Source organism: Lysinibacillus parviboronicapiens (genome assembly GCF_003049575.1).
GTDB classification, from domain to species: domain Bacteria; phylum Bacillota; class Bacilli; order Bacillales_A; family Planococcaceae; genus Lysinibacillus; species Lysinibacillus parviboronicapiens.
Window position 1 is genome coordinate 53,723 of record NZ_PYWI01000001.1, and the last position, 24,622, is coordinate 78,344.

At 38.9% G+C, this 24,622-nt stretch carries 25 protein-coding genes; 3 read left to right on the top strand and 22 right to left on the bottom strand.

Annotated elements, in window-relative coordinates:
* Window positions 1-2 precede the first annotated feature (2 nt).
* The 10 genes from C9J35_RS00300 to C9J35_RS00345 form a co-directional block, all read right to left on the bottom strand.
* Window positions 3-725, bottom strand: coding sequence for a gamma-glutamyl-gamma-aminobutyrate hydrolase family protein (locus C9J35_RS00300; RefSeq protein WP_107922967.1), 723 nt, complete (start codon window positions 723-725; stop codon window positions 3-5).
* A 33-nt stretch (window positions 726-758) separates the two neighbouring features.
* Entirely contained in the window at window positions 759-1,511 is a 753-nt protein-coding gene (locus C9J35_RS00305) for a prepilin peptidase (RefSeq protein WP_107922968.1), read from the bottom strand.
* Between the two features lie 59 nt (window positions 1,512-1,570).
* On the bottom strand, window positions 1,571-2,257 hold the full coding sequence (locus tag C9J35_RS00310) for a hypothetical protein (RefSeq protein ID WP_107922969.1): 687 nt from the start codon (window positions 2,255-2,257) through the stop codon (window positions 1,571-1,573).
* Window positions 2,254-2,847 (bottom strand): PilN domain-containing protein, encoded by a 594-nt coding sequence (locus C9J35_RS00315; RefSeq protein WP_107922970.1) that lies wholly within the window; start codon window positions 2,845-2,847, stop codon window positions 2,254-2,256. Before C9J35_RS00315 ends, C9J35_RS00310 begins: the two co-directional genes overlap by 4 nt.
* On the bottom strand, window positions 2,847-3,821 hold the full coding sequence (pilM, locus tag C9J35_RS00320; RefSeq protein ID WP_107922971.1) for a type IV pilus biogenesis protein PilM: 975 nt from the start codon (window positions 3,819-3,821) through the stop codon (window positions 2,847-2,849). The genes C9J35_RS00315 and pilM overlap by 1 nt, the downstream gene beginning before the upstream one ends.
* 129 nt (window positions 3,822-3,950) lie before the next feature.
* A complete protein-coding gene (locus C9J35_RS00325; RefSeq protein ID WP_107922972.1) occupies window positions 3,951-4,415 on the bottom strand; it encodes a prepilin-type N-terminal cleavage/methylation domain-containing protein in 465 nt (154 codons plus the stop codon).
* Window positions 4,416-4,558: 143 nt separating this feature from the next.
* On the bottom strand, window positions 4,559-5,764 hold the full coding sequence (locus C9J35_RS00330; protein WP_107922973.1) for a type II secretion system F family protein: 1,206 nt from the start codon (window positions 5,762-5,764) through the stop codon (window positions 4,559-4,561).
* Entirely contained in the window at window positions 5,761-6,807 is a 1,047-nt protein-coding gene (locus C9J35_RS00335) for a type IV pilus twitching motility protein PilT (protein ID WP_054767184.1), read from the bottom strand. The genes C9J35_RS00330 and C9J35_RS00335 overlap by 4 nt, the downstream gene beginning before the upstream one ends.
* Before the next feature lie 12 nt (window positions 6,808-6,819).
* The gene (locus C9J35_RS00340; protein WP_054767183.1) at window positions 6,820-8,484 is read right to left on the bottom strand and encodes a GspE/PulE family protein; all 1,665 of its coding nucleotides are present in this window, start codon (window positions 8,482-8,484) and stop codon (window positions 6,820-6,822) included.
* Window positions 8,485-8,502: 18 nt separating this feature from the next.
* Complete coding sequence (locus tag C9J35_RS00345; RefSeq protein ID WP_107922974.1) at window positions 8,503-9,837, bottom strand: VanW family protein; 1,335 nt, start codon at window positions 9,835-9,837, stop codon at window positions 8,503-8,505.
* Between the two features lie 388 nt (window positions 9,838-10,225).
* Here C9J35_RS00345 and C9J35_RS00350 point away from each other — a divergent pair, with 388 nt between their 5' ends.
* From C9J35_RS00350 to C9J35_RS00360, 3 genes are read left to right on the top strand one after another with little or no spacing between them, the layout of a single operon-like run.
* The gene (locus tag C9J35_RS00350) at window positions 10,226-10,702 is read left to right on the top strand and encodes a type IV pilus modification PilV family protein (protein ID WP_107922975.1); all 477 of its coding nucleotides are present in this window, start codon (window positions 10,226-10,228) and stop codon (window positions 10,700-10,702) included.
* Window positions 10,702-11,145: a type II secretion system protein gene (locus tag C9J35_RS00355; RefSeq protein ID WP_054767181.1), complete on the top strand. Its 444-nt coding sequence runs from the start codon at window positions 10,702-10,704 to the stop codon at window positions 11,143-11,145. Before C9J35_RS00350 ends, C9J35_RS00355 begins: the two co-directional genes overlap by 1 nt.
* Complete coding sequence (locus C9J35_RS00360; protein ID WP_107922976.1) at window positions 11,142-12,683, top strand: DUF7305 domain-containing protein; 1,542 nt, start codon at window positions 11,142-11,144, stop codon at window positions 12,681-12,683. The genes C9J35_RS00355 and C9J35_RS00360 overlap by 4 nt, the downstream gene beginning before the upstream one ends.
* A gap of 166 nt (window positions 12,684-12,849) precedes the next feature.
* Here C9J35_RS00360 and C9J35_RS00365 read toward each other — a convergent pair whose 3' ends face one another.
* The 12 genes from C9J35_RS00365 to C9J35_RS00415 form a co-directional block, all read right to left on the bottom strand.
* Window positions 12,850-14,925, bottom strand: a complete 2,076-nt coding sequence (locus tag C9J35_RS00365) for a DUF2339 domain-containing protein (RefSeq protein WP_107922977.1) — start codon at window positions 14,923-14,925, stop codon at window positions 12,850-12,852.
* 92 nt (window positions 14,926-15,017) lie between these two features.
* Window positions 15,018-15,269, bottom strand: coding sequence for a phage holin (locus C9J35_RS00370; protein WP_054767178.1), 252 nt, complete (start codon window positions 15,267-15,269; stop codon window positions 15,018-15,020).
* A 411-nt stretch (window positions 15,270-15,680) separates the two neighbouring features.
* Entirely contained in the window at window positions 15,681-16,121 is a 441-nt protein-coding gene (locus C9J35_RS00375) for a cell wall hydrolase (protein ID WP_107922978.1), read from the bottom strand.
* A gap of 497 nt (window positions 16,122-16,618) precedes the next feature.
* Window positions 16,619-16,714: a cytochrome bd oxidase small subunit CydS family protein gene (cydS, locus tag C9J35_RS25020; RefSeq protein WP_420798407.1), complete on the bottom strand. Its 96-nt coding sequence runs from the start codon at window positions 16,712-16,714 to the stop codon at window positions 16,619-16,621.
* Between the two features lie 13 nt (window positions 16,715-16,727).
* The gene (locus tag C9J35_RS00380) at window positions 16,728-17,756 is read right to left on the bottom strand and encodes a cytochrome d ubiquinol oxidase subunit II (protein WP_107922979.1); all 1,029 of its coding nucleotides are present in this window, start codon (window positions 17,754-17,756) and stop codon (window positions 16,728-16,730) included.
* Window positions 17,753-19,087 (bottom strand): cytochrome ubiquinol oxidase subunit I, encoded by a 1,335-nt coding sequence (locus C9J35_RS00385; RefSeq protein WP_107922980.1) that lies wholly within the window; start codon window positions 19,085-19,087, stop codon window positions 17,753-17,755. The genes C9J35_RS00380 and C9J35_RS00385 overlap by 4 nt, the downstream gene beginning before the upstream one ends.
* Window positions 19,088-19,202: 115 nt before the next feature.
* Window positions 19,203-19,979, bottom strand: a complete 777-nt coding sequence (locus C9J35_RS00390; protein ID WP_107922981.1) for a sulfite exporter TauE/SafE family protein — start codon at window positions 19,977-19,979, stop codon at window positions 19,203-19,205.
* A 600-nt stretch (window positions 19,980-20,579) separates the two neighbouring features.
* Window positions 20,580-21,215: a response regulator gene (locus tag C9J35_RS00395; protein WP_107922982.1), complete on the bottom strand. Its 636-nt coding sequence runs from the start codon at window positions 21,213-21,215 to the stop codon at window positions 20,580-20,582.
* A complete protein-coding gene (locus C9J35_RS00400; RefSeq protein ID WP_107922983.1) occupies window positions 21,208-22,236 on the bottom strand; it encodes an ATP-binding protein in 1,029 nt (342 codons plus the stop codon). Before C9J35_RS00400 ends, C9J35_RS00395 begins: the two co-directional genes overlap by 8 nt.
* Before the next feature lie 34 nt (window positions 22,237-22,270).
* Window positions 22,271-22,606 carry a sulfurtransferase gene (locus C9J35_RS00405; RefSeq protein ID WP_107922984.1) on the bottom strand — a complete coding sequence of 112 codons (336 nt, stop codon included), beginning with the start codon at window positions 22,604-22,606 and terminating at the stop codon, window positions 22,271-22,273.
* A gap of 53 nt (window positions 22,607-22,659) precedes the next feature.
* Complete coding sequence (locus C9J35_RS00410) at window positions 22,660-24,054, bottom strand: MBL fold metallo-hydrolase (protein WP_107922985.1); 1,395 nt, start codon at window positions 24,052-24,054, stop codon at window positions 22,660-22,662.
* Between the two features lie 14 nt (window positions 24,055-24,068).
* Complete coding sequence (locus C9J35_RS00415) at window positions 24,069-24,608, bottom strand: helical membrane plugin domain-containing protein (RefSeq protein WP_107922986.1); 540 nt, start codon at window positions 24,606-24,608, stop codon at window positions 24,069-24,071.
* Window positions 24,609-24,622 lie beyond the last annotated feature (14 nt).

Here is a 24,622-nt window from a genome sequence, read left to right on the forward strand (position 1 = left end):
AACTATGCTTCTCTTTTGTATTTTAAACTCGCTTTGATAAAAGCTGTAAACAGCTTCTTCGCCACTTCATCACCTACAATTGCTTGTTCTTCAGGATGCCACTGGACTGCGAGACAAAATGCCAATGAGTCATGGACCACCGCTTCGACGATACCATCGCTCGACTTTGCTACGACATTTAATTTTTCCGCTAGCACATTAATAGCTTGATGATGCATTGAATTCACAGCAATCTTATCTTCTTCCACAATCGTGTTTAATAAATTATCAGGAACAACGTTGACATAGTGTGTGGCAACACCCCGAGCTGCTTGCTGTCTATGCTTTAACAGCTTACTACTGTGATATTCACTATCAATATCCTGATAAAGCGTGCCACCAAGAGCAATATTTAATAGTTGGATACCACGACAAATCCCAAAAATCGGCATTTGTCTTATTAAAGCTGCCTGAATCAAAGCGAGTTCTAGCGTATCCCTTTCTGGTTGAATCTGCCCTAATCCTGGCGTCGGTTCTGCGCCAAAGTGAAATGGATGCACGTCATAACCACCAGAAAGTAATAAACCATCAGTCAATGATAAAATTTGCGCCACATCGTTCTCTACTCCAAGCGGGATAATAAATGGAATGCCACCCGCTTCGATAATACTTTTACAATATGCTACATTTAATCTTGACGATAAATCATCCTCTGCAAATGCTGTTATCCCAATAATAGGTTTCACACAATCGCCTCCCCTATCTAAAAGGTTTAAATTCTACCATAATCCTACATACCAATCAATCATGGCGTCCCCAAAGAAATATACAAGAATCGCTGCAAGTGCTATCGACGGACCAAACGGTATAGGTGTTTTTCTGCCTTGCTGACGCAGTCGTAGCACCACGATGCCCACTACCATCCCAATGCTTGCGGCTACAAATAATGTAAGTAGTGTATTCAACGTGCCAAGTACAAGGCCAAGTAAAAAGAATAATTTAATATCACCACCACCCATGCCGCCACGTGACAGCACTGCAATCAGATATAATATGCCATAACCAACTACTGCGCCCACTAGACTATCCCACCATGGTGTCAGTGGTGACATGACACGCCCAACTAACAACAATGGTAAAAAGAAAATCAGTACTTTATCAGGTATAAGCATATACGCCAAGTCAGAAACAACGAGTATCACTAATAATGATATCAATAACATCGCCACTACAAATTCTACGCTAAAACCTAATCGCCAATACGCAAATGCAAATAAAAGTGCGGTGATAAGCTCCATTAACGGATAAATCCATGAGATTTTTTGCCCACAGCTACGACATTTGCCACCTAAACAGACATATGACAACACTGGCACTAAATCCAGTGCAGTTAGTTGTCTCTTGCAATTCGTACAGTGTGAAGGTGGGCTGACAATCGACTCTTTCAGTGGAACACGTAGCCCCACTACATTAAAAAACGAGCCAAGTACGAGCCCAAAGAGGAAAACTGTCACTGTATAAGCCATTTCCATTTTTATTACCTCCTAAACGAATAGGCGCCCATACATTTTGAAGTATGTGCGCCTATGTATCATTGTTGTCCTTCATAATAGAACGTTGTCACTTGAACGGTTGCCTGTAGGGTTAAATCTGCATCTTCATAAAGCTGATCTTGTTCCCCTGGTAAGCTAAAGCTAATCGTATCTGTTTTCATGACACGCTCTAGTTTTTCTATTTCCTTCAAAAAGCTGTCAAGTGCAGTAAAATCTAAAGCGGCGACTTTTACACTAAATGTCACTAGCTTCAGCTCAGCAGGCAACGTTTCCTTTGCAATTGAGGAAACTGGCAAATTTTCATCCACTTCGGTCTGCTCCCCGTTTACCTCTGCCTGTGCTTTTTCAACCATGTTAGGCTCTGTGACCTCTGATTGTGCCACAGCCGTATCATAATTATTAAAATTCAATGACTCTAATCGCGTACCAGACACTTCTTCTATTTCAGCCATATCTAAAATGATTTTTTCAATGGCCCTTGTTTCAGGCACTTTTTGACGCAACGTTAATATATTTACCAGTTCACCTTGCACTTCATCTAGCTTCGTAAGTTGTCCTTCGATCTCTGTAATTTGTTGTTGAAGTTGGTTAATATTGCTGGCTTTTGCTTCGACTTCATTGAGCTTTGGCAAAAGTAAATAGTAATAGAGTGCAAATAACAGTGCTACAGTTAAAGCTACTAGTAACAGGATGGATGAATTTTTACTACTTGTTAACTTACTCATGAGCGTCGACCTCCAGCTAAATACATATAATCTATAGTCGCTGTAATTGTCACTGCATAACGAGGAACTTCCTTAAACTTTTGCTCCGGTGTTTGCTCTATGTGCTCCCCAAGCTCAACATTAAAGTTTGATATCGAACTGATTTGTGTATCTTTGAAATAATTACTTGCAAGAAGCCGTTCAACATATGTAGATATAGCTGTCATTGATTCAAAATCTACTATGATATTGATAGTATCCGCACCAAATTCGTAACTACGTAAATAGGAATGGACTGGCAACAAATTACGTGTTTCATCTATCAGTGGTGTCACCGGATAAGAAACACTTTGCACAAATTGTACGGACTGCTCCAATGACCCCTCATTGACACTTTGTCGCATATCTAGCTCCTGCTGTAATTGCTCGCTTTGTTCCATTAACGCTTGTTCTTCGTTTGTTAAAGCCTTTATCTCACTTTTAGCAGTGAAAAACATCATGAATACATAGGCGATGAGAATGCCCACCGCTACAATAAGTATGCCATATAAAAGCTTTGGCGATGTTGTCTTTTTTTCGAGCTGTGGTAAGAGGTTAATGTTTGGAACCATTAATTTACCTCCTTTAAAGCCAAGCCAAGTAACGTCGAAAACTCTCTTTTAAAGGCTGGGAAATACTGCTTCACCATTTCTTCATTTACAACTGTTAATGGTACGCCTAAATTAGACTCCAATAAATGGCCAATTGTTTTTAGTAGTGGGTTATCACCGAGTACAATAATTTCATCGACTGATTTTTCACCTTTATGTAAAGAAAATTTAAAGAAATTCATCATACGGTCAATTTCAAGCACCTGATCCATCACGATCATGCGGTAATCATCGATTTCGCTGCTATAGCTAAATCGATAGCTAAAATCATCCTCTTCTTTATTCTGCCATTGTGTTAAATCCGTTTCAATCGATTGATAACGTAAAAACTCTATCTGACCTTGCGAAAAAATACTAATGGACAGTTCATTGATAGACCAATCAGCAATTAAATAGGTTTTATCACTAACTAAAACATGCAGATTTTCTAGCAATCGAATATTGCACAACGCACGGATATCGGCAGCTTCTGGCTCTAATGAAACATCAAGAAACATACCGACCATTTTATTTATCTCTTCCGATGGAGCCGCAAATAACATGGCCTTCCCATCGTCAGGATCAGGATCATACACATCAATCAACGGGTCTTGGAATGGTAAATGAATGGAATGCCCAAGCTCCATTTCTGCATAACCCCTTAGTTCGTGAAGCTTAACATCTTTCGGATAATCAAAACTCTTTAAAAGCACCGTAGTATCCGGCACAAACATACGCACAGCTTGTTTTTTCCCAGTCCATTTCACTACCTGCTCTTTTATAATTTCAAATAATTCTACTTCTTCAACAATGGTCGCATTTTCAACAATGCCCGGTGTTAAAGGATACTCATAGCCCTGCCACTGACTAGGCTCCGGTCCTTTCGCCACAATCGCACGTAACACATAATCCTTTAATTCTATTGAAACATGCGACTTGCGCTTTCTCTTAAACATGTGAAAAGACCCCCTTTTCCATTTCAGTATAAACGATTCCCTCAATTAGTCATCCATTTCCCAGCCAGAAACGCAAAAATATTGCATTTCTGAATGGGTTGGGAGGACTGATTATCTTGTAGCTAATGATTATGGTGTTTTTTCACCCTCAATCTTTTCAACAGTATCGCTACCTTTTTGGTTGTCTTTGTTGATAGACTGAACCGTTGCACCACTAAATGAAACTTTCTTATCAGTACCACTATATACAACATCTGTTGCAGAAAGTTTATTAGGACTATCTTTAGTTACTGTAGCCGAATCAGCGACTTTTTCAAATGTACCAGCGTTATCTAAATATTTGTCTGTTTTTAATTTAGCAACAGTAACGGAAGGCTCGTCCGGTTCATCAGTAAAGTATAAATTAGCAGCATTTAATACGTTAATTGCATCAGCTTTTGCTGCATTATAGCGTGAGTTTTCGATGATGTTACCAATGGCTGGAATTGCAATAGCTGAGATAATCGCTAGGATAACGATAACTGCTAGTAACTCTATTAAAGTTAAACCTTTTTCATTTTTCACGTGTTTCTTGTTTAGTAATTTTTTGAACATAGTTGGTTCCTCCTTGAAATTTTATTATATGAAGTGTGTGTACACGGACTTCCTTGAATTTTTTATGTGAATAACTTTTATATGAATAGCTAGTTAAAGTACTCTGATTAGCCAAACAAAACAAATTTAATGAACAACCAATTTTACATATTCTCATATAGCTGGAACATCGGTAAAAATATCGCGGCGACAATCACACCAACCACTAATGCAAGCACAACAATCATCAGAGGCTCGATTAATGACTTCAATGTATCCACAGCGCGATCAACCTCGTCCTCATAAAATTCAGCAACTTTTTCAAGCATGTAATCCAACGAGCCTGTACGTTCGCCAATTGACGTCATCTGTGTGACGAGCGGTGGAAATAACCAGCTTTTTTCTAATGGCTCCGATAAAGTGCCACCCTTTTCTAAATTATCGCGGGCTTCTAGTACCACCTTGCCAATAACGGGATTCCCCGCCACTTTTTCGACAATCGTCAGCGCCTGTAAAATGGGCACAGAGCTACTAAAAAGAGTAGCTAATGTTCTCGTCATACGCGCAATCACATCTTTTTGCAAGAGCTGCCCGAAGACAGGCATTCGCAAAAGCACAACATTGACTGTATAGTGAAAATCCTTGTTATTTTTATAAAAAAAGTTAAATCCGACTACTACAATAAGTAGTGCCAAAATAACGATATACCAAAATTCAATTAGCCAATCACTGATGCCCACGACAATAATGGTAATTAAGGGCATCTCTAAATCCATATCTTTAAAGGCATCCATAAAGGTCGGCACGATAAAGACCATTAAAAACATCCCAACGACTAATGTTAGAACTGATAATACTGCTGGATAAGTCATAGCGGATTGAATTTTCTTTTTAATGTTATACTGTTTTTCTAGTGTGCCTGCTAATCGCTCAAGCGTATCATCGATGTTTCCAGTTGCTTCACCGGCCCGCATCATGTTAATGAAGAGCACAGGAAATACTTTAGGATGTTTGGCAGAGGCATCTGAAAACGACGAACCGCTTCGAATGTCTTCCTCAACTTGCATCAAGGCACGCTTTAATGGCTTACTCCTTGTTTGTTCCCCTAAAATATGAGTGGCTTCCACTACGGATACGCCCGCACGAATGAGCGTGGCGTATTGCCTACAGTAAATGACGAAATCCTGATGTTTGACCTTGGTACCCAAGGCGATGTCCTTGTGTAAAATACTATTGGACTCTTGAATATCTCGTGCATTGATGCCCTGTGCACGTAGCTTGTCAATTGCCACTTTTTTATTTGGCGCATCAATAGTGCCCTTTTTTTGTGCCCCTGTTTTCGTGCGACCACTATAGCGAAATACTGTCAACTATAATCACCAGCGTTCATAAATGGTCGTGCATCCTCTAGTGAAATTTTTCCTGTAGCGATTAAGTGCTGCATGGATGATTCCAGTGTGTGCATCCCCAGAGCCTTACTTGTCTGCATCACACTTGGAATTTGGTGAATTTTCTCATTACGAATTAAGTTGGCAATGGAAGGTGCTTGTACCAAAATTTCAGTTGCTGCAATACGGCCCTTTACATCTTTGCGTACAAATAAACGCTGTGAAATAATTCCTTGCAGTACATTGGCAAGTTGCACACGGATTTGACTTTGCTGATGTGGTGGAAACACATCAATAATGCGGTCGATTGTGGTTGGTGCACTGCTAGTATGCAAGGTTGCCATGACTAAGTGCCCTGTTTCAGCAGCAGTAATTGCCGTCGAAATTGTTTCATAATCGCGCATCTCACCAACTAAAATAATATCGGGGTCCTGCCGTAATGAAGCCCGTAAACCATTGGCAAAGCTCTTCGTATCGACGCCTACTTCCCGTTGGTTAATGACTGATTTTTTATGAGCATGTAAATACTCAATCGGATCTTCTAGTGTGATAATGTGCTTGGCACGCGTTTCATTTATGTAATCAATCATTGCCGCTAAGGTCGTGGATTTTCCTGAACCAGTTGGCCCCGTTACTAAAATAAGCCCCTGGGGTTTTTCTGCCAATCGATACAGTACTTCTGGCATATTGAGTGATTCAATGGACGGTATTTGCGCCTCTATTAAACGTGCCGCAATTGTTACTTCATTGCGTTGATGGTAGGCATTGACACGGAATCGGCATTTTCCAGGCAAGGAAAAATTAAAGTCCGTCTCGCCTTTCTCCTCAAACTCCTGTAGTTTATGTGCTGGTAAAATAACCTTCACCATTTCCTGTAAATCTTCTGTTTCTAATGGTGTTTCTCCATATGGCTCTAGCTTGCCATGGATACGATACACAGGGGGAATGCCTTTCGTTAAATGTAGATCAGATGCTTTTTCCTCAAATGAACGGGTTAATAGTTCAACAATTGAATATGCTGTCATTTATGTCACATCCTAGTCTGCGCTTGCTACGCGTAATATTTCTGATGTGGTCGTTTGGCCAGCAACGACCTTTAATAGCCCGTCTACTAAAAGCGTATGATAGCCTTTTTGCTTCATGTAATCCCTTATGACGCTATCACCCATACGACTTAAAATCATGTCTTTTACTGTGCGGTCAACTGGCAAAATTTCATGAATTGCCATACGTCCACGGTAACCAGTCTGATTGCAAGCTGGACAGCCACGACCTTTCTTGCCATGTGTTACACCTTCGATCCCGTTTTCTTCTAGAATTTCGAGTTCACGTGAAGTAAATGCATATGTTTCTGAACAATCTCGACACACTTTTCGTACTAAGCGTTGAGCCATAATTCCGACAAGTGAAGAGGATAGAAGAAATGGTTCAATCCCCATATCATGTAAGCGTGAAATAGATTCCACTGCGCTATTTGTATGCAATGTGCTTAACACTAAATGGCCTGTCAGTGACGCACGGATAGAAATCTGTGCTGTTTCAAGGTCACGAATTTCACCAACCATAACGATATCTGGATCTTGACGTAAAATGGAGCGTAAACCAGTCGCAAACGTTAAACCGACCTCTTCTTTAACCTGAATTTGATTGATGCCATCTAGCTGGTATTCAACTGGGTCTTCCACCGTAATAATATTGACGCCCTCTTGATTTAAATAACTAAGTGCAGCATATAAAGTGGAAGATTTTCCTGAGCCTGTTGGTCCTGTAATTAGCATAATGCCATTTGGATGGGCAATCATTTTGCGGAAAAGTGCTTCATTGCTTTCACTAAAACCTAATTTGTCTATGTCATTTGCCGCATTCGTTAAATCTAAAATACGCATGACAACTTTTTCCCCGTAAATAGTGGGTAACGTTGATAGTCGGATATCAACTGGTCTGAAATTAACATTCGTTTTAATGCGCCCATCCTGCGGAATACGATTTTCAGTAATATTTAAATTGCCCATAATCTTAATACGTGCTAGAACAACATTTTGCATATGTTTGGGTAATGAACGCTCGGTACGTAACACCCCATCCACTCGATAGCGCACACGTAGTTCAGTTTCCTGAGGATCAAAATGGATATCACTCGCTCGCTGCGCCACACCGTTCGCTATTATTTGATTCACTAAACGCATAATCGGCGAATCTTCGTTTTCGATTTCTTCTTGCGTGTCTGTTCCCAAAGCACCTAAATCTTGTAGTGCTGCATCCATCGATTCTTGTAAATCATAGTATTTCGTTATCGTACGGTACAAATCATCCTTAGCAGCAATACTTGTCTCTATTTGACAGCCTGTCGTCATGCGAACTTCTTCAATTGCAAAATAATCCATCGGGTCTGCCATTGCGATAAATAATTTGTTTTTCTCCTTACGAATAGGCATAATATTCGTCCGCTTCGCTAGTTCAGCTGGAATTAACTGTAGTAACTCTGGGCTTATTGAAAATTGGTTTAAGCTAATATGCGGAATGCCCAGCTGAAACTCCAGTACTTCGATGAGTTGCTGTTCCGTTAAGTAATTTTCTTTAATAAGAAAATCCCCTAGCTTTTCCTCTTTCATTTTCGTCGTTAACGCATAATCTAGCTGTTGCGCTGTAATAACAGCTGATTCTACAAGTAAATCGCCTAAACGTTTACGTCCTACAGCCATTTGCTTACCTCCCTCTTATCACGGACTCGTTTGCACAAAATTGCCACCTTTATCGTAATAACCATAGACAATTTCTGGACCGTCTACTTGCGTATCGTTATTTGTCTTTGCCAAACTGTCTGTATCAGACAAACCATTACCATCTAGATCGATTTGTAAATCTGGGTCTGCTGTAGCTGCACTTGCATTTTGTGTTGGCGCAGTCACAGGGGCAGGCTCTTTCGTGGAGCGTGTAACTATCCGATTTTCAGGCGCATAATAGTCTTTACTTATAAGCTGTTCATCCGTTGTACCATGCTCAACAATGGAACGATAAACCTCCACACGAAACCCCTCTTGACCTTCTTGTTCCACTCGCTCTTGCCCAACTTTTAAATCATCAGAATACCGATAAATAATACGAGGTTTTACAATTTTATCTTTAGTAACACGAACAGTAATTTCTTTGTCCTTTGTCGGTGCAAAAATTTCTATTTTTAATTGATTGCCCTCAAGAGTTGTTTTCAACTTTCCAGTAAGTGTAGAGCGGTTGATAAATTGTAAGTCCTTATGTAACGCTACATTTACATTAGCCTCGATGCCCTTTTGCATATAACTAGGCAATACCTGTTGTGCGTGACGTTCAATTATTTCATAGTCTGTTTGAAGCACAACACTGTATATCGTTGAAGCAAGAAAGTTTAGTCCTGCTTCACTTACAGCGCTTGTTTGTTCACCTAACAAAGACAGCAAGGACACTGGTTTATTCGGCACTAAATTTAATTCTTGTAAAGAGGGAATGATTTTAGGAATCCCAATGGCCTCGGCAGGTATATCCACTACTTGGAAGCCGATTCTTTCCTCTGTTTGCATAAAGGCATCATTTACAACTGCTTCAATTTCATGATTGCGCAAAAGACTTGCCTGCGAAGAAATATTAAGAAGTGTTTTTTCTGATTGCCAAATGTCTACTGCCTCAATTTGCTGAATACTCTCTTCATTTATTGTGACGGGAATTGGGACATGCACCACTTTATCCTCTTGCCAAAATGCATACCATGGTTTTTTTGCCAGCGATTCATATTGTGTGATTGCTGCTGAAGTATCAAAAGAGAGTTGCTTAGCGTCTAGCGTTATGGAAGTATTTCCACCACTAATTACGATTGCTGTCGCTTGCCATTGAGTTATTGCTGTCTGTAGGGTTGATTCTAACGCGGCGTCTTTTATTCCTTCGATTTCAATACCACCAATCGTTGATTCCTTGGTATCCTCCTTGGCAAAAACTGTGCCATTTAACACAATATTCGGCAGACAGACTGCTACTATTAGCACTGCACCTATCAACATCATTGCTATTTGTAAGTATCTTTTCATAGCCTGCCCCCCCTAATTTGCTACTAAATTATATATGTTTCAACTAGTTTTAATACTATATACTCATTACATTTTCAAGGATACTACAAAATAACATTAATGACACTACTATCAACCCATTTTTTTCTAAATTTTTTTCTTTTGTCCATAAAAACTTCGAAAAATAGCCTACTTTATAGTTAAATAAATGATATATTATCCATACACACATCTTTTATACTAGGAAATAGGGATTGCACCATTTTCACTACGTTTAAATGAAATACTAATTTCAAGGTGCTTTCAGGCAGTTAAAGCCTAAGAAAAATCAGTTATTATTTTTTCGATGTAAACTCAAACAGTATATTAAAGGACATATCTAAATCCTCAGCGTTTAAAGGAAGTGAACATGATGTTTGTAAAAAACAACGAATCGGGCATTACACTTGTTGAAGTTGTTGCCTCGCTCGTCATTATCACTATTATTCTAGTGAGCTTTTTCTCGTTCTTTATGAACACCGCCAAAACGACCAAAACAGCCAATCATATTTTTGATGCCACTTACTATGCTCAGAAAGAGATGGAGGGATTTTACAATCTAACCCAAACGACTGTTATTCATAAAGATGAGAATAAAGAACAACAAATCAAACAAGCGATTGTTACCAAAGGTTATGAACCAGATGAACATAACAGTGGTTATTTTCAGAAGGAAGGAGATGTGACAATAGAAAAAAATAATGTTTTTAATTATAAATTGAAAATTATCGACATAGATAAAACGTTAACGCGCTTTACGATCTACGTGTGTGACAAAGAGAAATCATGTGGGAGCAATACGGCAAAAGCTCAAATGGAAAACATTTATGAATGGAGGGCTAGGTAATGAAACACCAGAAAGAAAGTGGTTTAACACTTGTAGAAACACTAGCCGTTACTGTCATTGCAAGCATTATTTTGCTAGCTATATACTCCATTATCAGTCAAAGTTCAAATACCTATGTAAAACAAAGCAACACAAATAAAGATATTAATGATGCTGCATATGCATTAAAGGTCATGACAAAAGAAATACGTAAAAATCCTAAGTCTGTATCAATAGATTCTTCAACACAATTAACGATTAACAAAGATATTTCCGATAAAGAAATTCGTTTTGTTTTTGATGACAAAAAACAAATGTTGAATAGAAATGGCGTAATTCTTTCTACAGGTATTCAAGATTTTCAAGCTAGTATGAACGGGCAAGCCATTACAATAAAAATTACAAATGTACAAGGTAAAACAAGTACTGCTGAATTATATTTAAGAAAGGCGGGAGCAAAGTGAGTCAGAAACATTTATGTAAAAATGAACAAGGTTACACTTTTGTTATTGCCCTCTTTGTTATTGTTTTGATAGCAGTATTAGGGCTTGGATTAATGTCCGTCACTTCAAACACGTTAAATACTACGAAGCATGAACGAAACGACCAATCTATTTTTTATATTGCTGAAGCTGCACTAAATGTAAAAAAACAAGAAGTGTATACTATCGTCTACAACGCATATGACTGGACAAGAGAAAAACACAAAAACACAAAAACAGAAGATCGAGAGAAAGTTGATTTTGTCAAAATGTTTATCGACAAAATCAAGGATGACATACCAAGTCAACCTGTTTCTTACAGCAACTTCGAACCCCAGTTTAATCAGCAACCCGAAGCTTGCATAAAAGTGACTATAGAAAGTGAATCACCGTTGACAATAAATATTGAATCAACCGGCTATCTTTTATACTCTTCACCTACAGCAAGTTGCCCTGATAACATCGTTAAACATAATCGTACGGTTGAACAAGTCATTGATGTAGATTTAAATTTGAAATTTTTAACGGATATTGATGGTGAAAATGGAGGTGGAAATGGTCCTAACCTGCCAAATCTTGCAGTACAAACGACTGGAAACATTCGATTAGAAGGGTCTGCTAAAATCGACGGCAGTGCAGTTTCAAATTCCGGCTCAATTTATTTAGAAGGGTCTGCCAATATTACTGGGGCTGTGGGGACTAGTCAACCATTAGATGCACCAGATTGGTTAATCAATAGAGAAAAACTTAATGACCGACTTGTTGATACAAAGGTCCCTGAAATATCATTACCAGAATTCCCGAACAGTATCTTTAATGCTTTGGCATCATCAAGCTATCCGAAAGATTTCCCGCTAACAAACGGGAACTACGCCGCTGGGTGGAATCCACCACACTCTAAAGAATTTTTAACATTGACTGAGGATGCAAAACTAAATAATTTCTCTGTGCCAGACGGTAAAAAAATTACCATTGATATTGGTGATAAAACAGTGAATTTATTAGTAGAAAATACCTTCAGCATCGGAAGTAATGCTACTGTTAACATAAAGGGCAATGGCAAATTAAATATTTTTGTGAAAAATTCACTTACCATCACTGGCACACTAGGTACAACGAATAGAGACCCAAATAATATAAATGTATACTATGCAGGAACTACGATACCTAAGATAGATGATGGCGGAAGCTTAATCGCTGCATCCTTATATGCAGAAAAATCGGACTTAGCTTTAAGTGGTGGCGGTGGAATTAGCGGTAATATCATTAGCGGCGGATCAAATGTAACAATTGGAGGCGGAAAAAAACCAACTGGACAATATATTCTGGCGCCAAACGCTAAAGTTTCTCTTGGTGGAGATTTCAAAGGTGTAATTATAGCTCAATCCTATCTGGGAAATGGCTATGGAACAGTTACTTACGCACCAGGAATTGTCCCACCCCCTTTCCCTCCTAGTTCAACACCAGATTATAGCGATCCAGAACATTTAATTACCGAAGAAGATTTAATGGAAATATAATGACAACAAGGGTTGCCCTCACAAATAAGGCACATGGAGAAAACGACTCGTTTTTTCCATCTGCCTTTGTTTTTTGCTGTTGCGCTTCAAGCCACTTATGTTACCGATAATGTGCAACAGAGCACAATGCTTCTTTTATGAACAACAGTCTCTATTTCTCGCGGTATTATTTCCTCAACAATCGCCCTGACAACAGCATGCCAATGCCACCAATCGTGATAAATAGTATGGCTCTTATCAGTAAATCTAGTGCTGATAAATCGAAGAATATGAGTTTTATAAAAGCAATGGCTAAAACCGCAAAGCCAGTAAGTCGTAGTTTTCGCAAATGACGTACCGAACTCAGCCAAAGTGAAATACTTGCTGTAAGGAACAGTGTCATTGTCGATAAGGCAATACTTAGCTTCCAATCGAGTAGACTGTTATAGGCAAGCTGGTACACAAAGCCCCAAATAGCTAGCATGACAAGCACAACCCCTGCACTTACAGTAGTATCCAAAAATTTGGTCATGCGTTCTTCATATAGTTGATAGATGCGTCCCTTCATCAGCAAATCAATAACAATTGCCACAATGACAGCCATGTAAACAAGCCTTGTTGCTAGATTTATCCATTCAATACCTTGCATATTGTATGGAAGAACCGTCAGCAGCAGTGTAAAGAATAGGAAAAACACACCTAGTGCTGGTGTTAATGCGCGTCCCTTCCACTTTACAGGTAGTAAAAGCGATAGTGCAAAAATTAGCGCCAACAAGATAGACATGCTATGCGGTATTTCGCTAACACCTGCAAAATAGGCAGTATCGAGCTTGCCAACATACGCTAGGATGTAGCCAGTCGTGATAACAGCTAACAAGTCGAGTACATACATATCTTTCATAAGCTTTTCAAATGTATGCAATGTTTCCTTTGGTCGCAACGCATATAGATAAATGACAATGAGATAAACGCCTGGCATCAACAGGCTTACATGCGCTATGCTGAAAAATGGAGTCGGCTCATGGACGGTATAGCTTACAAATAACGCGAGTGTAAATAATAGCGAACTAACGACCTTCATCATACTTGCACGAAGTCGTAAGCTTATCATGACACCTGCAAATGTCATTAACGGAAGAAGTAGATCATCCACTTTGTCCGGCATATTCATGATAAGTAGCGTATTGCATAAAGTGATAAAAGCGAGTGTTACGGCACTATCAAATGCCTCCTGCCATTTTTGCTTATAGCCATAACTCGCTACAGCTACAAATAAGCTAAGTAACACGATCAGCAATAACTCATTATAGTCGACATTTCTTATGATTAAATTCATGAGTAATAAACTAAAAGTCCCAAGGCTAAATTGCATTCCAACATGTAGATGTTTCCATGTGGATTCAGGATTGTATAAACGACACCAACTCATGAAATAGAGAGCAAGTACAATGAGCATACCTATCGCAAACACAACTTGGTTGTCACTGTTCATAAACGCTACAACGCTAACAGCTAGTACAGTGAAAAAGGTCGCAACATATAGAGCAATTTTCTGTTTATGTTGAAGAATGACAAATTGCAACATGGAAAATAGAACGATGACAAAGATTAAGATAATGACAGAGCTAAAATCCATATATTCTAATAAATATGGTAGTAATAATGAGGTAAAGGCCACAAATAGTGTAAGGACCTCATTTTTCTTGAAATAACTAATGGCAATGCCATAACCAATGAATATAACAGCAATGATAAGTGCCATTGTTAAACCTAGTACTTCGTATAAAATAGCACCAGCCGCTGTGGTTAAAATCCCAATAATAAATGCGCCTCCGTATAAGGAAATCATGATGGCTGATGACCCAAACTTTTTAACCTCTATCACATAAGCTATGACAGCTAAGCTAATAGATAAAATATAGGCGAGGATGATTTTTACCTCGTTCGACAAGTAGCCGTAATCACTCACGAGTTTTAAGCCCCACAGCACTCCTAGCACTAAAATAACCATAAATACTTTCGGTAATGCCCACATAATGCGCTCCTCTAATGAACGCTGTGGTTGCACCGTTTTTTCTTGAACAGGCATTGGTCTAGGATTGGGTGTTGGCGTTGGAGAAGTTTGTTCGAGCATGGATTTTCTGGCATTCAGCGTACTTGTCTTGTCAACAGCAGGTGACTGCTTCAACGCATCCACTTCTTGCCGCAAACCCACAACCTCTTTTTCTAGTTTGGCGATTCGCTGCTCCAATTCTAGCGACATTCAATCATCCTCCTTACTATTCCAATTTTATTACATTATACCATAGTCACCTTTATTGTAAAATTACACTTTTGGTGTATTTAATAAATTTTTTATCTCGGTTTTCGATACATGAGTGCACGTTCACTATCTCGGGTGCCTCGTGTAGTAGGGTCAACAATAACCCCCATTAAAACGAGAATCGATAACACTGTATTAATGATGGACGTTAGCTGATCGCTCATCGCACTTGTTAATTCATAGCCAAAAATAGCTGCCACTTGCTGTGCGAGTAATAGCAGTAAGGAAAACAACGCCAATAGAAATGGTGTATGCATTAACCGTATTCTCCAGTTAACTCTCATAAATGCTCACCTCCCCCCTCCCTCACCACAGTATATGCTTAGAGTTCCGTGGTACATATGCAAAAATGGAGCTTTCAACAGTGTTTTCAAAAGCTTTGATTACAGTTCTGGCTATCAGCTTTTTTTCATCGTCTGGCAGCTGTTTTTTTCGCGAGGCTACCGGCGATTTCCGCGGTTCTATCAGCGATTTCCTCACTTCTTTCAGCGATTACGATGAAACAATTAAAGTTGGAATGATAACCAATTTCAGTCTACCTATTCAAACATCTTTATTTGTTTTTTAACGACTGTATTGTAACTGTAAAACTAAATGTTTGATATCTAAAAAAGGGAACACCCGCTAACCAGGAAGTTCCCTTTTATTTCTTAAGATAAAAGTACGCCAAAATTATTAAAAATCCTCCAGACAACTTAACCGTAATAAACACTTTCACATGTTTCAGCTGCTGGTTCATAAAAACAATGATTTTTAAATTGACCAGTAAAAGGTTGACCGTACCATGTAGGAGGACACGGAGCATATGGATTAAAATACCAAAGGGCAAATTTCGCTGGATGTTGTCTCCAATAATCCAGATTCTGTTTTGCTAATCTTTTTTCAGTCGACCTCGCTCTTTGATAAAATAAATTCCCTTTTTGAACAGCTTCAAAAGAATAATTTCCTCCTTGTACCTGATAAATGACATCTTCAATTGTTCTTACATCTTGAAAGTCTAAACAATTTGCTACAGCACGATTAACAATTACATTGCCAACATATAACATCCCTTGTTTTCCTTCACCCTCGGCTTCCGCTCTCATCATCCTTGCCATTAAATCAATGTCTGCTTCACGGTATTTTACTCTTGGCATTTTTCCACCCCAAATATATAGTATGAAAAAAAGCCTCCATTGATGTCGTTTTTAATACCTTATCCAACTATCCTGTGACGTTAGTTGAATACCTTAGATTCGATTTATTTGGATTTAATTTTCCATTCATTGTTGTGACATATGCAAAAAACATCCAGAGCGATGTTTACGCCAATTTTCTCGTTGATATACCACCCTATCGCTTCTCAATAGCCTTCATGTTTACTTCGTATGGATAACTCACTCTTGTTCCCATAGAAAAAACACCTCCTAATTGAAGTTTAAGTATTTACACCCAAATTCAATCGAAGATGCTTTTTTTATTTGTCTATACGTTTGGGGTTAGTCCCATAGACAGGCGTAATAAGCATGCTTCCATAGTTTTTTATAGAGTGTTTCAGCTATGAACCTCTCCCGTTTAAATGTCGGTATTATTCGTTTGACATCATACCTAAAACAAAGGAATACGTCAAAAATATTTTGAAATCACAGCTTTATTACAAAAACTTCGTATTCAGTGCAGCCATAATTGCTACTCCAATCGATACAATGACTACTAGAATCGGTGCATAAAAAATTAAAAAATCATGCATTTTCTTACACTCCTTATACATGTGTTTCTTCTTTACCAGATACATAGTCTTTGTTAAAGACAAATAGCTTAAATACTAAATATAAAGAAGGTACAAGCAATACTAAGCCTGCGACAAATGCCACAACGAGTGCAATGGCCATCGCTTCATTCGTAAAACTATCGTGAATCGTTAAATATGGATAAAGTAGATATGGATAGTGTGAAATCCCATAGGTGAAGAATGCGATCGCAAACTGGAAGATTAATAAAATGACGGCTAACCCATATTTTACTTTCGCCCATAATAGCCAAACTGTCGCTAAAAAGACAATGCCAGATAGCGCAAACAACCAAGATAAATCAACCATTTGGACATAATGCCAATTCCCAAGCGACTTTATCTCGATAATGATGCCCAGTGCACTAACAATAAGTGGCACCGCCCAAATAAGAGCGTATTTACGCATCAATTCACATGCTTTATGATCCCCTGCTTTTTGTGCGTACCATGTTAAAAAGACAGCTGAGATATACAGTACTGCAATGATACTTAATACAACGATGGACCATGATAATGGGCTTGTCAGCAATGCTTTGTAGTCTAAAACTGGCTGGTCGCCTTGCATCGTCACAAAACCACCTTCAGAAATCGTTAGAATGACCGAAAATGCAGCTGGGATAAAAAGACCTGACACCCCATAAGCGAGTGCATAGCCTTTATGTCCGCTCATACCGCTATAAGATTCAAAGGCATAGTAACTACCGCGAATTGCTAGCAAAATAAGCGCAACGGAAGCCGGTACTAATAAGATGGTACCGTAGTAATATGCGCTTTGCGGAAAGAATCCAACAATCCCAACAAAGAAAAAGACTAAAAAGACGTTGGTAATTTCCCATACCGGAGATAAATACCGCTTAATAATGTTTGACACAATATGGTCATTGCCGCGCATTAAACTATAGGCATTAAAAAATCCTGCGCCAAAATCAATCGATGCGACAATCACATAGCCTAATAAGAAGAGCCAAAGTACAGAAATCCCTAGTATTTCTAATGTCATACAGATTCACCGCCTTGTCGTGCTGCTAATTCTTTTTCAACCGGGTTGTTTTTAAACATGCGATGTAATACGACTAAACTACCGATTGCCAACACAAAGTAAACAATCGCAAAGGCGATAAATAAATATTCTACGCCGGCAGCACTTGTCGCGCCGTCTTCTGTTCGCATAATGCCATATAATATCCATGGTTGTCGTCCTAATTCCGCTAACCACCAACCTGCTTCAATCGCTACAAGTGATAATGGACCACTTAAAACAATCAGCACTCGGAACCATATTGATTCAACCCACTGCCACTTTCTCCATTTTCCTACTAAATAAGCAACTGAAAGGACAATCATCATCATACCGATCGCTACCATGATATCAAAGAAATAGTGGGTCATGAGTGGTGGATGTTCGTCTTCTGGATATTGATCTAACCCAATCACTTCTGCATTGAAATCATTACTAGCTAAAAAGCTTAACATTTTAGGAATGCGGATTTCATACTTGATTTCTCCTTCATCTAGTACACCAAAGAGGATTAAATCTGCCCCTTCTTCTGTTTCGAAATGCCACTCCGCTGCGGCTAGCTTTTCAGGCTGATATTCGGCTAAGTATTTTGCTGAAAAGTCACCAACTAATGCAGAAGCAATAGAGAAAATAACACCTAATTTCATCATCATAAATAATGATTTTTTGTGATACATATGGTCTTCGCCGCGCAATAGCTTATACGCTGCAATCGCCGCTAAAATAAATGCTACCGTCATATAACTTGTTACGAGTACATGCCCGATTTTTGTCGGCATGGCCGGTGTAAACATCGCTAAAATTGGTTGAATATTAATGAGCTCACCATCGACGATATCAAACCCTTGCGGTGCATTCATAAAGGCATTGACAATCGTAATAAAAACGGCTGACATTGATGCCCCTATTGCTACAGGAATAAGCAATAATATATGATTTTTTGGATTCTTAAATCGATCCCATGTGTATAAATAGATTCCTAAGAAAATCGCCTCAAAGAAGAAAGCGAATGTTTCCATGAATAGCGGTAGTGCAATAACCTGCCCTGCTAATTCCATAAAGTCTGGCCACAGTAACGATAGCTGTAAGCCGATGACTGTACCTGTTACGACCCCGACTGCGACTGTAATTGTAAAGCCACGCGCCCAACGTCTTGCCATCATCGTGTAGTGCATATCATTTTTCTTATAGCCTACATATTGAGCAATTAAAATCATTAACGGTACACCCACACCTAGTGTTGCAAAAATAATATGGAAAGATAACGTTAATTCGGTTAATGCCCTACTCCAAAAGACAGTTGCCTGTTCCATCTAGATTCACTCCTAAACTCCAAATATTGTTGTAATCACCGCTACTAAAAAAACAGCTGGAATGGTGAAGCTCGTAATCATAAATCCTTTCGATTTTTCCATAACCAATCACCTCTTATAAAATATCTAACCATGTTTTAATGGCCGTACCTAAAATTAATAGTGCTAAAATAGCTTGTAGTGCTTTTGTATTGAGCTTGCCGCCAATCTTTGCGCCAAGTGGAGCCGCAAGTATACTTGCCACAATCATTACCGCTGCTGGTCCATAGTCGATTTGCCCAGTCATAATTTTGCCGACCGTTCCACCAATCGATGAAATAAACGTAATTGCTAAGCTCGTTGCAATCGTCATACGCGTTGGAATTTTCAATACAACCAGTAAAATTGGTACTAATAAAAAGCCACCTGCTGCTCCAACAATCCCCGAACCAATCCCAACGATAAACGCCAGGCTCGCTGCGAGTGGTTTACTAAATGTAATTTGATCTAACGGCTTATCGTCAATTTGCTTTTTCGGAATAAACATCATCATAGCTGCAATCAAGGCTAAAACACCGTATACAATATTCACTGCCGCTTCTGATAACATGCTGGAACCAAAGCTACCGATGAAGCTACCTGCTAAAATAGCCATACCCATATAAAGAATAAGCGTTTTGTTTAAATAGCCGCTTTTTCGATATGCCCATACACCTGCAATCGATGCAAATAATACTTGAATGGCACTAATACCGGATACTTCATGTGCGGTGAAGGCGGCTAACCCAAATAACGGAGGAATATACAAGAGCATTGGGTATTTAATGATGGACCCCCCAACACCTACCATCCCCGATACGAATGATCCAATAAAACCAATTAAAAATATGACGACGATGAATGTAAAATCCATCGTACACACCTTCCTTCTACCTTATTTACTTTAAGTATAGAGAGTGCGCTGTTTCTAAAGTATAGGGGGAAGCCCCTATACTTCCGGAGAAAAAGGCGGATTTGTGTGTTCGGAAAATCAATGACATGAGGAAAACTATTGGGAGGAGGAGGATGAACAAGTTTCTATTCTTCCCCTCAGCATCTAGCATGTAAAAAGCGATAAAGCCGATTGCTTTATCGCTCAAGACAAGGGTAAAAACGGATGATAAACTGTTCTTCGTTACAGAATGTTGGCCTGTATTGTCTACACGAAGTTGGACATAAAAATAAGGGCTAGTACATTCAGTCTACCAACTAAAGAGCGTGCTACTATGTCACGGCAACGTCGCACTTTTACATCTGAATTTAAATTGCAAATTAGTGAAGTTTTATGAAAATGGAAAATCTCGTGCAGATATTGCCCGAAAATTTACTCCAAGTACGGTGAAGAGGTTAATCTATACAAAAAGACGGTCTGAGAAATTCTTTTCAACTTCAACCACTCACCAATATAAAAATATCAAAAAATCTGCCCACCTATTTTAAGGATGAGCAGATTTTATTGGACAGCCCTCGCATACTACGTAATGTACTTATTCGTAATGCCATATTGAATGAGCTCTGCCTTGTTATTTAAATGTAGCTTTTGCATAATGTTTGCTTTATGGTTTTCTACCGTTTTGGCACTAATAAATAGCTTTTCTGCAATTTGCATATTCGTAAATCCTAAAATAGTTAATCGAACAATTTCTTGTTCACGCGTTGATAAAATATCTGGGTTGTTTTTTCTTTTTTTCTTAAATAATTTTTCGATTTGTTCTCGTGGCAATCCGACTTCATAGTAGCGGCGTCCTGTATAGACACTTTGAATCGCTTCATACATTTCGCCACCTTGACTATTTTTTAAAATATAGCCATCTGCCCCAACTTCCATCGCCTGTTGAATATAGGCTATTTCGTTATGCATTGTCAGCATAATGACTTTCATTTCAGGTAAATTCTTTTTAATTTCCTTCGTAGCAGTAAAACCGTCCAAACCATTTGGGATCGAAATATCCATTAAAATCACATTCGGCTCTGTTTGGTAGGCAAGCTGAATCGCCTCTTCCCCATCACTTGCCTCTCCTACAACTGTAATATCGGGATAATTCCCTAAAAGAAGCGCAATGCCCTTTCGTATTAAAACATGGTCATCGACGAGCAATATTTTAATCATGTTGCGGCCTCCATCTCGGAATGACAATATCAATACATGTACCTTGTCCTAATTTTGACATGATTGTACAAGTGCCGCCCAGCTGATCGACTCGTTCTTCCATATGCTTTAGACCAAGCCCCGCATTTTGAATCTTCTCTCGTTCAAAGCCAATCCCATTATCTTGAATCGTCATATAAATATGCGTGTTGTCCTTTTTAATATGGATATGCACTTGGGTTGCTTTTGCATATTTAATAATATTATGCAGCGCTTCTTGTGTGATGCGATACAAATTAATCTCGACTGCTGGGTCACATCGGTCAAGACCACGTGTCGTTAATTGAATAGCCAAATCCGGTATTTTAATCGCATCAATTGTCGCCTGAATGGTTGGCTCTAACCCTAATTGGTCTAAACTGTGCGGTCGTAATTGATGAGAGTACGCGTTAATGTCATTCATTACCCTTTGCAGTTCCGCACGTACCTCGGAAATATACTCATTCAACTGGGCATTATCCTGAACAAATGATTCAATCGCTTGCAGCGCAACAGATACCGAAAATAATGATTGTCCGACACCATCATGTAGTTCTTGCGCTAACCGTTTATGTTCTGATTCTTTTGCTTCAATTAATGCTCGAATCATCTTTTTATTGATGGCCGCCTCTTGTGCTTTTTTAAATGTTTCCTGATCACGTAATACAAGCAGATATTCTGTTTCCCCTGTATTTTCATTAGCATAAATTGCGGCTGTGCTCATTTCGACATCAATCTTTCTCCCGTGATATGTGGGCATTTCCGATAAAAATGAAGGCACCTCATTGTTCGCAATTAGATAGCACGTTGATTCGCTGTGCTCCTTTTTTCGGGTCATACAATAGGAGCAATACGGCACAAAATCACCAATCTGCCAACCCGTCAAGCGTTGTGCAGCTGGGTTCATCATAATGATTTCCCTGCTTTCCTTCATAATGATAATACCATCTTGAATATGCTCATAAATTTGCTGTAAATACTCATTTTGTAGGCGGGATTGCATATTTTACGCCTCCTTATAAATCATCGCTTTTACTTTACACGGTTTTTTTCATCATCGTATAACTATTTACACTATACCCTTTTTTTCGTAAAAAACGGCTAGCCATATTTAAATCCATTTGACTTTCTACAAGCAGATGGATGGGGCGATTTTCGATTTCTGTATAAAAACGTGGCAGATAGCCATATGGAATATGCTTACTATCATAAACTAAACAGCCTGCTGTATTGTAATCACGCACATCAAATATTTGATGTGCCTCATCTACTTGCCGATACGGAATGACTTTCACCTGTTTGACGGGGACAAGACGAATATAAAAAATACGCGCTAAGACAATGCCTACTACACCGATTAGTAAAACTTTCATATGAAACCTCCAAAGAGTGCCTCACATTAGAAGGCACTCTTGATATTGATTAATTATTTTACTTCTTTCACCCATTGACCGTAACCGCCAGTCATATTGACTAAATTGTGGAAGCCATTTGCTTTTAATATGCTGGCTGCAATAGCAGAACGACCACCTGCTTGACATTGAACAATGAGTTTTTTATGTTGTACTTCATCTAAATGATTTTTTAATGTACCCACCATAATGTGCTGTGCACCTTCAATATGCCCTTCATTATATTCTGTTAGATTACGTACATCTAATACAGCTACATCTTCTGCGTCCATCATAACTTTTGCCTCTGAAGGTGTAACATTTTCATATGAATCTAGTACATTCGCTTGCTCAATCATCGCCTCTACATGTGCATAACCTAGTACTTGGTCAATACCGATTGATCGAAGTGCGATCAGCATGTCATTCATCTGAGCAGGATCAACTAGTAAATATAAAGGTTCCTTGTAGTTAACAATCCAGCCCATCCAGTTTGTGAATGCGTTATTAAATGGCACGTTCTTCGTTCCCTTAATATGTCCTTGTGAGAAGCTTTGTGCATCACGTGTATCTACTACTTGCTGCCCTGCTGCAATCAATCCTTCAATTTCTTCAACAGAAGTAATAACTTGTGGCTCTGGTAAATTTTTAATTAACGCAAGACCAATTTTATTGACTGATTTCATCACTGCAAAATAATAAGGTGGTTCTGGTTGACCGTCTAATAATGCTTTCACAAAGTCTGGCTCGTTGTTAAATTGCATTGCCCAGTTGAATTGTTTTTCATAGCCAACTGTTGTAGAAGGTACTGCACCAAGCGCTTTCCCACACGCACTACCTGCTCCATGAGCTGGCCATACTTGTAAATAGTCTGGTAATTGCTTAAAGCGCTCTACAGATGTATACATCACTTTTGCTCCTGCTTCAGCTGTGCCTTGAATACCTGCTGCTTTTTCAAGTAAGTCTGGTCGACCAATATCCCCAGCAAATACAAAGTCACCTGTAAAGATGCCAATTGGTTTGTCTGCCGCTACTCCATCTGTTAACAAGAATGAAATTGATTCTGGCGTATGACCTGGTGTATGCATTACTTCAAAAGTCAGCTTACCAAGTTCAAATTTGTCACCATCTTTTAATAACACATGGTTAATGCCTTCTAAATTTTGATATTTCCAGTTTTCATCGCCTTCATCTGAAATATACATTGTTGCACCCAAACGATCGGCTAACTCACGAGAACCTGCTACAAAATCGGCATGGATGTGCGTTTCTAACGCCCCAACAATTTTCATATTTTCTTTTTCAGCCACTTGGATGTATGGCTCAATGTTGCGCATTGGGTCAACAATCACTGCCTCGCCTTTTCGTTGACAACCTACCAGGTAAGAAGCATGTGCTAATTTTTCATCATAGAAATAACGTAATAACATAAAATCCTCTCCTTTTAATTTGATTGTTTATTTAAAACCTGTAGTGTTGCTTGTACATATTTCAGTGACTTTTGAACACTCGGGTCTTTTAACCATTTCATAATGGTAAAGAGTTTTACTGGTTCTGCTGTTGCTTCTGCTTGTTGTTGAATTTCTTTTACTAGCGATAAGCCTTGTTTTCCTTTTTCTACAACAGGTTCTGTGTAGGAGTGGATACTTGCTGTTGCATAATCGATTGTTTGTTTATTCCCTAACACAGCTGTTGCAAAATCGAGCATGTCCTCTAACTGATTAATCGTTTGTAAAAGCTTCGGCAATTTTGCTAATAAACCAACTAATGCTTCCACTGTTTCAAGATTTAAGTTATAGCTTCGTACAAGTTCGTCGTATTTTTGAATGGCTTGCTGATCTTGTAATACCGCTTGTCCAAAACTTACTATATTGCCGATTGCTTGTAAGTTTTTTTCATATGTCGGCAATTGCTGTAGTAATGATACGAGAGCAGTTTGAACTTCCGGCTGTGTTAGTTGCTCTAGTAACGGATTCGTATCCATCACACATGCCTCCT

What these genes read in the sequence shown, in the direction of transcription:
- C9J35_RS00365 (WP_107922977.1), bottom strand. Translation starts at nt 14,925, where the DNA reads ATGTCGCTAGAATTGGAGCAGCGAATCGCCAAACTAGAAAAAGAGGTT.
- C9J35_RS00335 (WP_054767184.1), bottom strand. Translation starts at nt 6,807, where the DNA reads ATGACAGCATATTCAATTGTTGAACTATTAACCCGTTCATTTGAGGAA.
- C9J35_RS00385 (WP_107922980.1), bottom strand. Translation starts at nt 19,087, where the DNA reads ATGGAACAGGCAACTGTCTTTTGGAGTAGGGCATTAACCGAATTAACG.
- C9J35_RS00325 (WP_107922972.1), bottom strand. Translation starts at nt 4,415, where the DNA reads ATGTTCAAAAAATTACTAAACAAGAAACACGTGAAAAATGAAAAAGGT.
- C9J35_RS00305 (WP_107922968.1), bottom strand. Translation starts at nt 1,511, where the DNA reads ATGGAAATGGCTTATACAGTGACAGTTTTCCTCTTTGGGCTCGTACTT.
- C9J35_RS00315 (WP_107922970.1), bottom strand. Translation starts at nt 2,847, where the DNA reads ATGGTTCCAAACATTAACCTCTTACCACAGCTCGAAAAAAAGACAACA.
- C9J35_RS00375 (WP_107922978.1), bottom strand. Translation starts at nt 16,121, where the DNA reads ATGCCAAGAGTAAAATACCGTGAAGCAGACATTGATTTAATGGCAAGG.
- pilM (WP_107922971.1), bottom strand. Translation starts at nt 3,821, where the DNA reads ATGTTTAAGAGAAAGCGCAAGTCGCATGTTTCAATAGAATTAAAGGAT.
- cydS (WP_420798407.1), bottom strand. Translation starts at nt 16,714, where the DNA reads ATGCATGATTTTTTAATTTTTTATGCACCGATTCTAGTAGTCATTGTA.
- C9J35_RS00345 (WP_107922974.1), bottom strand. Translation starts at nt 9,837, where the DNA reads ATGAAAAGATACTTACAAATAGCAATGATGTTGATAGGTGCAGTGCTA.
- C9J35_RS00415 (WP_107922986.1), bottom strand. Translation starts at nt 24,608, where the DNA reads ATGGATACGAATCCGTTACTAGAGCAACTAACACAGCCGGAAGTTCAA.
- C9J35_RS00355 (WP_054767181.1), top strand. Translation starts at nt 10,702, where the DNA reads ATGAAACACCAGAAAGAAAGTGGTTTAACACTTGTAGAAACACTAGCC.
- C9J35_RS00350 (WP_107922975.1), top strand. Translation starts at nt 10,226, where the DNA reads ATGATGTTTGTAAAAAACAACGAATCGGGCATTACACTTGTTGAAGTT.
- C9J35_RS00370 (WP_054767178.1), bottom strand. Translation starts at nt 15,269, where the DNA reads ATGAGAGTTAACTGGAGAATACGGTTAATGCATACACCATTTCTATTG.
- C9J35_RS00310 (WP_107922969.1), bottom strand. Translation starts at nt 2,257, where the DNA reads ATGAGTAAGTTAACAAGTAGTAAAAATTCATCCATCCTGTTACTAGTA.
- C9J35_RS00395 (WP_107922982.1), bottom strand. Translation starts at nt 21,215, where the DNA reads ATGATTAAAATATTGCTCGTCGATGACCATGTTTTAATACGAAAGGGC.
- C9J35_RS00390 (WP_107922981.1), bottom strand. Translation starts at nt 19,979, where the DNA reads ATGGATTTTACATTCATCGTCGTCATATTTTTAATTGGTTTTATTGGA.
- C9J35_RS00340 (WP_054767183.1), bottom strand. Translation starts at nt 8,484, where the DNA reads ATGGCTGTAGGACGTAAACGTTTAGGCGATTTACTTGTAGAATCAGCT.
- C9J35_RS00380 (WP_107922979.1), bottom strand. Translation starts at nt 17,756, where the DNA reads ATGACATTAGAAATACTAGGGATTTCTGTACTTTGGCTCTTCTTATTA.
- C9J35_RS00400 (WP_107922983.1), bottom strand. Translation starts at nt 22,236, where the DNA reads ATGCAATCCCGCCTACAAAATGAGTATTTACAGCAAATTTATGAGCAT.
- C9J35_RS00405 (WP_107922984.1), bottom strand. Translation starts at nt 22,606, where the DNA reads ATGAAAGTTTTACTAATCGGTGTAGTAGGCATTGTCTTAGCGCGTATT.
- C9J35_RS00410 (WP_107922985.1), bottom strand. Translation starts at nt 24,054, where the DNA reads ATGTTATTACGTTATTTCTATGATGAAAAATTAGCACATGCTTCTTAC.